The sequence below is a fragment of the Streptomyces sp. NPDC048671 genome (assembly GCF_055587045.1).
Genome location: NZ_JBVJHB010000035.1, coordinates 1 through 9118 on the forward strand (window position 1 = coordinate 1; position 9118 = coordinate 9118).

The 9118-nt window shown below is 67.1% G+C and carries 7 protein-coding genes and 1 tRNA gene; 5 read left to right on the plus strand and 3 right to left on the minus strand.

Annotated features, from left to right (window positions below; all coding sequences use genetic code 11):
• The first annotated feature begins 661 nt into the window (after positions 1–661).
• Genes ACZ6S6_RS37530 through ACZ6S6_RS37540 form a run of 3 tightly spaced genes read left to right on the plus strand, consistent with a single transcriptional unit; the run spans position 662 to position 4080 of the window.
• Positions 662–1105 (plus strand): hypothetical protein, encoded by a 444-nt coding sequence (locus ACZ6S6_RS37530; protein ID WP_363078382.1) that lies wholly within the window; start codon positions 662–664, stop codon positions 1103–1105.
• Positions 1102–3315 carry a hypothetical protein gene (locus tag ACZ6S6_RS37535; RefSeq protein WP_363078380.1) on the plus strand — a complete coding sequence of 738 codons (2214 nt, stop codon included), beginning with the start codon at positions 1102–1104 and terminating at the stop codon, positions 3313–3315. The genes ACZ6S6_RS37530 and ACZ6S6_RS37535 overlap by 4 nt, the downstream gene beginning before the upstream one ends.
• Positions 3316–3372: 57 nt before the next feature.
• The gene (locus tag ACZ6S6_RS37540) at positions 3373–4080 is read left to right on the plus strand and encodes a hypothetical protein (RefSeq protein WP_469709501.1); all 708 of its coding nucleotides are present in this window, start codon (positions 3373–3375) and stop codon (positions 4078–4080) included.
• A 620-nt stretch (positions 4081–4700) separates the two neighbouring features.
• Here ACZ6S6_RS37540 and ACZ6S6_RS37545 read toward each other — a convergent pair.
• A tRNA-Gly gene (locus ACZ6S6_RS37545) sits at positions 4701–4771 on the minus strand.
• A 489-nt stretch (positions 4772–5260) separates the two neighbouring features.
• On the opposite strand from ACZ6S6_RS37545, the gene dcd reads away from it, so the two are divergent.
• Together dcd and ACZ6S6_RS37555 are read left to right on the plus strand one after the other, a co-directional pair.
• The gene (gene dcd, locus ACZ6S6_RS37550) at positions 5261–5836 is read left to right on the plus strand and encodes a dCTP deaminase (RefSeq protein ID WP_362961103.1); all 576 of its coding nucleotides are present in this window, start codon (positions 5261–5263) and stop codon (positions 5834–5836) included.
• 6 nt (positions 5837–5842) lie between these two features.
• Entirely contained in the window at positions 5843–6343 is a 501-nt protein-coding gene (locus ACZ6S6_RS37555; protein WP_469709503.1) for a phosphoribosyltransferase, read from the plus strand.
• A gap of 105 nt (positions 6344–6448) precedes the next feature.
• On the opposite strand, the gene ACZ6S6_RS37560 is transcribed toward ACZ6S6_RS37555, so the two are convergent.
• Complete coding sequence (locus ACZ6S6_RS37560; protein ID WP_469709505.1) at positions 6449–7444, minus strand: Yip1 family protein; 996 nt, start codon at positions 7442–7444, stop codon at positions 6449–6451.
• Between the two features lie 128 nt (positions 7445–7572).
• Positions 7573–8766: an FG-GAP repeat domain-containing protein gene (locus ACZ6S6_RS37565; RefSeq protein WP_469709507.1), complete on the minus strand. Its 1194-nt coding sequence runs from the start codon at positions 8764–8766 to the stop codon at positions 7573–7575.
• Positions 8767–9118: the final 352 nt, after the last annotated feature.

Here is a 9118-nt window from a genome sequence, read left to right on the forward strand (position 1 = left end):
ACAACTCCCACAACTCGTCCGGCACCAGCTGCTCAATGATCCCCACCATGATGCACAGAATACCGAGTCACCCAAATGAGATGACTTCTTAGCAGACTGCTCGGGCGAGGCGGCAGGAATAACGGGGCACTCTTCGCTTTCCGGTAACTTTGGCCAGTTCATCCAAACCGCAGCAGCGCCGCGCAGGCGGTGCTGTTCCAGGGCGATCAGACCCCTGTGCTCCACTGCCGATTGCGCCGGGTGGCGTTCGGTCTGCAGAGAAGGGACAGAAAGTGCGCACGTTCGAAAGTAGGTAGGGGCGGGTGTCGAACTTCCATACCAGTCATAGAGTTCAGGGCGACACGCCATAGCAGTGACAATACTTGCATGTGTCAGCCCGCCGCGGAGTTGGGGTTTCGTAACGCGGTCTCTGGCATTTCGAAGCCTTCGAGCCACTTGTTAACGGCATCTGTTGGCCGAAATTGATCCGCATCTAACTCTCCGATCCGCTTCCACCAGGCCATTTCGTGATCCATCTTCGGAAGTGATGGTTGGTTCTTGGCCGGTAAGCGGGTCACTTTTTCATCCATTACCGGCCAAGAACATCGATTCGATTGTTCGCTGTAGCTCTACCCCGCACGCTGATCTCTCGAATTCGATTGGATCAGGTGGGGGTGCGGGCATGACAGAAGCTTTCAACGTCATCGAGGTGGCGACGGGCGGCGCAGGGGTGTTGGCGGCCGAGATGGCCAGGTCGAGCTGGCAGGGGGTGCGCGATGCGTTGGTGTCCTTCTTTCGGGGAGGCAACGAGGGAACGGCCGCAGACGAACTCCGCGTGCTGGATCTTCACCAGGCGCGCCTGTTGGAGACGCCGGAAGCTGATCGCGAGCGGGTACGCGAAGAGATCTGCCAGGAGCTGTTCATCCAGCTGAAGGGTTTCCTTGCGAAGTACCCCGAAACGGCCGTTGACCTCGTGGCGCTTGTGCGTGAGCGGCAACGCGCTAACGGTGAGGCTAGTTCGGGGCCGCGAATGGTGGCGGAGAAAAACAGCAACAGCCAGATCATCATGACCGGCAATTCGATCTTCGGAGGCAGCTTCACCTACCGAGCGGAGGAGTCCAAGTGACGAGTGCCTTCGACGATGGAATCCCGGACTGGGTGCGACCTCAGCCCGCCAGGCACCGGCCGGCAGATGCAGCTCAGTCAACTGAGCGCGAGGGCCCATCGGAGAAAGACACCGTCCATCCGCACGGCGCAGACTTGTCCGGGCCTACGTCCACGGCCGACGCCAAGGGCGAAGGCCCGGATGCGCCGGAGGAGGACGCGGAAGCATCGCAGTCTGGGCTGAACGTCTCTGGTAACCACAACGCGTTCGTTGTGGCAGCTCTTGGCTCGGTGTTTCTTTCGACGGGCAAGCAGCCGCTCACCGTCATCGACCTCTCCGAGTTCGAGCTGAGGACGGCTAGCCAGGGGTGGGTGTCCAAGGACGCGGACGATCTGCCGGTTACGGCTGCGGACGAGGCAATCAAGGTCCTTTCCGTACCAGGTAGCGCGTTGGCGGTGCTCGCAGGCCCTCCGGAACACGGCAAGCGGACAGCCAGTATCCGCGTCCTATGGCGGACAGCGCGCTCGCGGCTGGCCAGGGACGGATCGATGGAGCTGAAGGAGATCGAGCCCGACTGGGTAGACCCTGCGGAACCAGACTGCTCCGTACTCCCTAACGCAGCTAATACCGGATACCTACTAGACGTCGAAGACGAGATGGCCGGTTGGGTGAACCCGGACCGGGTCGCCGGCGCATTAGCCGTCCACGCGGAGAAGCTGGCGAAGATCGGATCATGCCTGGTGGTGATCGCTGACGAGAGAGTCTGGCCTCAGGTAGCCGCGCATACTGCGGCCCTTGTTCGCGTGAAGAACAGGCCGTCGGCCCAGTTGGTGGCCCGTACTCACTTGGAGTACGTATACGACCTGCCCGGCCGGGCCGACCTCGTCACAGCCGATCGCACCAACCTCGAGGCAGCCTCGGCCGCCCGGTTGCTGACTGCTGAGTCCACACCGGCGGACGGAGCCCGGTTGGCCGCCCTTCTGGCGGCTGCAGACGGTTCACCGGAGAGCTTCGAGACGGCGGTGAGCAGGTTCCAGGAATGGTCCACCGACGTCAGCGCGGTTTTTGCGGCCACAACACAGATGCCCGAAGACAGGGCGTTGCTCATTGCTGCGGTTTTTCTCAGTGGCGAAGACGCCCTCACCATGCAGGAGGGTGCCCGGGCGCTGCTAGGGGACCAGGGGCAAGACGGCGTGCGTGAGATCCTCACTGGTCCGGACCTCAGCGACAGACTCAAATCGGTCAAGGCAAAGGTGTCGGGTCGGCAGGCGTCCTTCGACCACCGGCCGGGGTACACCAGGGCGGTGCTTCTGCACCTGTGGCACCAGCGTCCCGACATCCACACACCTCTGCTGCGCTGGCTGGACCGGCTGGTGACGGACCGGGCCTTCGGAACGAAACGCCTGGAGAAGATCAGCGATCTGCTGGTCGAGCTGGCCATCGCCGAGAATGACATTCGCGTGGTGGAGACCATCAAGAACTGGATCGGGGTCAGCAACGACGACCGACACCTGCGATTGATCGCCAGCGTCCTGAGCCGGACGGCGCAGGCTGACCGGCTGGGCCCTGCCGTTCGGGCGAAGCTCCTCGACTGGGCACAGGACGGTGAGGAATCTGTGGCCCGGGTGGTGGCCCTGGTTTGTCAGACCGACTTTGCCCAGCATTACCCCCGGCAGGCGCTGGTGCGCATTCAGCACATCCTGGGGAGGGCCGAACGGGACACCGCTGTCACGGAGGCGGACGCGGCGCTGCGCGCCATGGCGGCCACAGAGAAGCAGTTGCCGACCGTCTGGCGCCTGGTGAACGCTTGGGCTGCCAAGCGAGGCAACACCGCCGGGAGTCGGGCGTTCCTGGCCGTCATCGACCCGCAGACGGACCCGTACGCCTTGCAGGTCACCCTTGCCTCGGCTGCGGCTGACCCGGTTGTTGCGGACGCACTGGTCACCGGGTGGAGCACCGCGCTGGAGAACCGAGCCGTCGATCCGGAGTGTCGGGCGCTGATCGACCGGTGGGCGCATGCGAGAGCGGGCGGCACAGTGCCCAGTGAGCATGTCACGGAGATCCTCGGGCGGGTCATCTCCAGGTATCTGACCGCCGCGCCAGTCTCCGCGCTGCTGATCGGCGAGCCGGGAGTTGCCTATGACGCCGCAGTAATCGAGTTGCGGGCTGAGCTGAGGCACATTTCGCAGGCTGGCCCGTGGTCGGCAACTGAGGGCAGCAGGGAGCCGTAGGCCGTGGGCTGGAGAAGGCAGGACCCCCCTGATCTGCGGGAGGAGCTCCAAGCTCTGATGGAGAGCTTCGAGGCCCGGCTGGAAAGCGTGCATGCGGGCATTGCCTTTCAGGTGGTGTTCGACGTGCAAGTTCGAAGCGTGGCCGCACTCTTGGCGGATGCTGAGGCGGCGGCGCGTGCCGTCCGCATTGCGTTGAGGCACGAGGCGGCAGATTTCCTTCGGCAGCAGCCCGCGACCGACCTCCACTCCGTTCAGGACCTGCTGGCGCGCGAGATGGCGCGCAGCCATACGCTGCTCGATCCAGAGGTCCGGTACGACGCTCGCGTGCACGTGTCGTTACTGACGGGGGACCAGGCTGCCGTAGAGGCGCTGTTGGCTGCTCAACGTGAGCAATCAAAGGCCACGGCTATCCGGCGACAGGAATTCGAGGACCTCGCAGAGGAGCTCTCCGACCCCGCCGGGGTCATGGCGCGTTGGGCCACGACCGACGCAACCGACTGGGCCAAGCGCTCGGCCGAAGCCAAGGCACTAGCCGAGCTGTTCGCTGCCTATCGTCCGCCGGGGCGCCACGGCGTCGAATATGCGCTTGTAGAGGCGGTTCGGGAGTTTCTGGCCTCCTTTCCCGAGCCAGCACAGAAGCGGATGGTTTACGGGCTGTTGAGTGCCGGAATGCATAAGGCCGAACGGCCCGCCCACGCGACAAGGGTTGAGGAGATCGCAGAGGCCGCCACAGGGAAACCGGCGCCACCTGGAGGCGCCAGATGAACACTGCAACGGTCCGTGGCATTTTGAAGGTCCAGTGGTGAAGGTAGCCAGCGCGTTCTGGCACTGGACGCTTTCACCCCGGACCAGCTTCCTCGCCTGGAGGCTCTCCCGGGCTAGCGGCGACACCATCTCCTTCGACGTCGCATGGAGAGAGATCCGCGTCCTTCGGTATCCGGAAGAGGCTGCATATCGGAAGGCTGGACACCTTCCCCCTCCACCCCGGCCAGACGCACGGTACAAGCACGGACCTGACTGAGCCGAGAGCCATCAAAAGCCGACCAGGCTGACTGCGGTGAGCAGTAGGAGGATCACGCTCCATCAGACAGCGGCAAATTTGACAGTGCCGCGAGGGGGCCGACATCCCAGTGGGGCGAGCCCGAGTAGCGCGCCAGACCATCCCAGCCCGCGTTCCCCGTATGTTGCACAGCGTCGGCGTTCCCGCGCAGTCGGCGCTGGGCCACGGGCCGTCTTCCTGCCTTGGCGGCGGCCTGTCGACGTGGTGTGCCAGGGGCCTGGGGCGGGGCGTTTCTGATAGTTAGGGCACGCGGAGGGCACGGCACCCCGCGATAGGTCTAGATAACAAGAAAGGCCCCGGTCGCTGACCAGGGCCTTCATTAAAGAGCGGGTGACGAGAATCGAACTCGCGCTCTGAGCTTGGGAAGCTCATGTTCTACCATTAAACTACACCCGCGTAACGCACTGGCTGACCAGCGACGCATCGTCCCACACTGTACCCCATCGCGGGCTCCCCGATGCGTGGGCCTAGCCGTGGGGCGTGGTGGGGGTGTGTCGGGTTGGGGGGTGGATGCGGGTGGGTGGGGCGGGAGTTGGGGGCGTAGCGTGGGTTGTCGGAGTGCCGCGTGGAGTGGCGTCCTGTTCATCCCCTAATGTGGCTTTCTCGTCCACGGCTTGATGGGGAAGGGACTTGATGGACTCCTTGGAGCGCACCGTCGTCCGCTGTGCCGAAGGGCACGTTTTCGCTACCGCCTCGTTCCCGATGCAGCAGCTCGGGTCCGGGCGGATCGGTCCCGGGCGGCTTATCCGCTGTCCTCGTTGCGCCCGGTTGCGGCATGCCGTGCCGGTGGCGTTCGAGGAGCGGTAGAGCTTCCGGGAAGGTGGCGACAGGCGCGCGGGGCGGCCCGATGTGGGTGGGTCCGCGCGTTCTGCGTATCCTCGGTGGGTGCTTCTCTCAGACAAGGACATCCGGGCCGAGATCGACGCCGGACGCGTACGTATTGATCCTTTCGATACGTCGATGGTGCAGCCGTCGAGCATCGATGTGCGGCTCGACCGCTACTTCCGGGTGTTCGAGAACCACCGCTATCCGCATATCGATCCCGCCGTGGAGCAGGCCGATCTGACCCGTACCGTCGAGCCGGACGGGGACGAGGCGTTCATCCTCCACCCCGGTGAGTTCGTGCTCGCGTCGACGTACGAGGTCATCTCGCTGCCCGACGATCTCGCGTCGCGGCTGGAGGGCAAGAGCTCGCTCGGCCGGCTCGGGCTGGTGACGCATTCGACGGCCGGGTTCATCGATCCGGGGTTCTCCGGGCACGTGACCCTGGAGCTGTCGAACCTGGCGACGCTGCCGATAAAGCTCTGGCCGGGGATGAAGATCGGCCAGCTGTGCTTGTTCCGGCTGACGTCTCCGTCGGAGTTCCCGTACGGCTCCGAGCGGTACGGGTCGCGATATCAGGGGCAGCGCGGTCCGACCGCGTCGCGTTCGTACATGAACTTCCATCGGACGCAGGTGTGATGTCCGGTGGGCGGTGACGTGCGGGAGAACCTGACGTACGACCGCTTCGGGCATGCCGTGCGGGAGCTGGCGCAGGCCGTGGCCGATGACGGGTACGTGCCGGATGTGGTGCTGAGCATCGCGCGTGGCGGGGTCTTCGTCGCGGGCGGGCTGGCGTACGCGCTGGACTGCAAGAACATCCACCTGGTGAATGTGGAGTTCTACACGGGAGTGGGCACCACGTTGGATATGCCCGTCATGCTGGCACCCGTGCCCGACGTCGTCGACTTCTCGGACAAGAAGGTCCTGATCGCCGACGACGTCGCCGATACCGGCAAGACGCTGAAGCTGGTGCGTGATTTCTGCGTCGATCATGTCGCCGAGGTGCGGTCCGCCGTCATCTACGAGAAGTCGCAGTCGCTCGTGAAATGCGAGTACGTGTGGAGGAAGACCGATCGCTGGATCAACTTCCCCTGGAGCGTGGAGAAGCCCGTCGTGCGGCGCAGCGGACAGGTGCTGGACGCCTGAGTCGTCCGGTGTGGGTGTGAGTGTGGGTTGAGTGTTGGTGTGGACTTGGAAGACCCCCGGGCCTTGTGGCTTCGGGGGTCTTTTCGGGTCAGGCCGGGGGCAGGGTCAGATCGTGCCCAGTTTGAGGATCGATACCAGCGCGATCAGCTGGATCGCGCTCGCACCCAGCGCCTTCGGCCACGGCAGGTCGTGGGACTTGCTCACCATCGACGTGAGCAGGGCCGCCGCGGCCAGCCAGGTCAGCCAGCCGAGGATCTGGACCAGGGAGTTCTCGCCGCCCAGGAACAGCGCGAAGATCAGGCGGGGAGCGTCCGTGATCGACATGATCAGCATGGAGAGGCCCACCGTCGGCTGCCAGGCGCCGTCGCCGCCCAGCTGGCGGGCGAGTGTGTGGGTGACCGCGCCGAGCACCAGGCCGCCGATCACGAAGCCGATGCCCGTGATGACGACGTAGGGGATGGCGTTGCCGACCGGGGCGTGGATCGCGTCGTCGCGGGCCTCGTCGAAGCCGAAGAGCGCCAGCAGGCCGTAGAGGAACGTGACGATGAGCGCCGGGCCCCAGACGGGGTAGTCGCGCATCTGCCAGAACGTCGGGGCGGGGCGCGTCACGATGCCGCTCAGCAGCTGCTTCCAGTGCAGGCGCGGGCCTGCGGGCTGGACGGGGGCCTGGCCGGCGCGGTAGGTGTTCCCGTCGCCGTAGGGGTCCTCGTTGATGCTGAAGGCCTGCGTGTGGCCCGGGTTGTTGGCGTACGGGTCGCCCTGCTGCGGGTGCTGCGGGTGCTGCGGGTGCTGCGGTTGGTGGGGCTGGGGGTACGGGTCGGCGAAGTACTCCGGCTCGTCCGCTCCGCCGCCCTGGTAACCGCCGGCCGGGTGGTAGCCGCCGTTGTTCGGGCCCCCGCCACCGTTGTAACCGCCGTTGTTCGGGCCGCCGCCGTTGTAGCCGCCGCTGTTGTGCGGGGCGCCGTTCCCTCCCATCGGCGGCCATTGCTGCTGTCCGTACGGCGGTGGTGCCTGATTGCCGTACGGCTGCTGCCGCGGTTGCTGCTGCGCTTGCTGCGGGGTGCGGTTGTCCCGGCCGCGTCCGATCCTGAATCCAGCCACGTAATCGAACGTACCTGGTCCGTCCGGGGTGGGTGGGAGAGGCTGGGGAACTGGCCCGCCTTTGCGGCCTAGCTGTGACATCCCCTAAGGGAACCCTGGGGGGTTGTCCGCAGGTGAGCCGGCGGTGGTCAGACCGTGTTGAACAGGGCGCTGGTGAACGTGATCAGCGGGCGGTCCGGGGTGGCCGCCGGGTACAGCGCGATCAGGTCCGCCGTCTCGCCGCGGTGGGTGCGCACCACCGTGTCCGGCTTCTTGTCGCCGTCGAAGTCCGCGTAGCGGATGAGGAGGGTCGTTTCCGCGGGGGACGCGGGGGACGCGGGGGACGCGGGGGCGGGGGAGTTGGCGGAGTCCGTGGCGGTGGCGTCCGCGGGGGACGGCTTCCGGCGCAGTGGCGCTGCCGGGAGTTCGCCGGCCGGGGCCCTGAAGCGGTACGTGCCGCCCGGCCGGCCCGGTCCGTCGGGGCTGCCCAGCAGCAGCGTGCCCCTGGCGGCCGTACCGGGCTCGTGCGGGCGGGCGGCGTACACCAGGTCGTCGTACCCGTCGCCGTTCGTGTCCGGCCGGGGCTCGGGGGCCGACAGCGCCGGGCCGGCGCCCGGGATGGTGCCCCCGGCGGCGTGCGGGCGGCCGTCGCGGGTGAAGGGGCCTCGCAGGAAGCTGAGCCGGCCCGCGCTCGCCGTCACGGCCAGGTCCGGCTTCCGGTCACCGTCGAAGTCGCCGCAGACGGGGTGGTCGGGCCACTCGTTGCCGAAGCGCGCCCGGTCCGGGATGCGGAGCGCGACCGCCTTGCCGGTGAGGCCCGCGGGGGAGCCGAAGAGGATCTGGAGCGGTACGGGCGGGCGGCCGATGCCGTTGTACGGGGGGTCGGTGGCCACGATCAGATCGGTGAAGCCGTCCTGGTCCAGATCGCACGAGGCCTCGGCGTCGAACGCGGAGGGGAGGGTGTCGCCGATTTTGGCGGCGTTCGCGTGCGCGCTCAGCAGCTGGCGTACGGACGGGTCGAGGCCACGGGAGGCGGTGCCGTACACGATGCCGATGCCCGCGTCGTCGCCGTGGCTGTCGGCCGCGGGCTTCACCAGGTTGTTCAGGACGAGGTCGCGGTGGCCGTCGCCGTTGAAGTCGTCGGGGGTGTGGCTGCCGCTGCCGTGCGGTACGGGGTGGCGCTCGGCGCCCGCCAGGCCGGACAGGGCGGTGGGCGGGGCGTCGCCGTTCTTGCCCGGCCCGGAGTCCGGGGAGCCCGGTGAGCCCGTGCAGGCCGTCAGCAGGAGGGCGCAGGCGCAGCCGGCCGCGGCGGTGGCCGTCGCCCTTGCGATACGTATCCGCACTGGAGTACCTCGTCCGTTTCGTGTGCCTCGTACGCCTGGTGTGCCTGGTGTGCCTCGTGTGCCTCGTGTGCTCGTGTACCTGCGTCGTACGCCTCGTACGCCTCGTAAGCCCCGCTCGTCCCCCTGCGGTGCGTGCCCCCCGTCCGTTTCATGCGCCTCGTGGACGTCCCGGCACCCGTCCCCGCGGCCGTCCCACATGATGCGTCACCGGGGCGGGAAAGCAGAAGCGGGCGGGGCGGCCCCCCCGGGGGGGGGGGCCCCGGCTGTTACGCCGGGGGGCGGGGCCGGGTTCATAACCCGGTGCGGCGCCCGCGCGGCCCCCGGTTCCGGCGCGCCCCCCCGCTCGGCCGGG

Coding starts and splice junctions, on each gene's coding strand:
- ACZ6S6_RS37540 (WP_469709501.1), top strand. CDS start 3,373: ATGGAGAGCTTCGAGGCCCGGCTGGAAAGCGTGCATGCGGGCATTGCC.
- ACZ6S6_RS37530 (WP_363078382.1), top strand. CDS start 662: ATGACAGAAGCTTTCAACGTCATCGAGGTGGCGACGGGCGGCGCAGGG.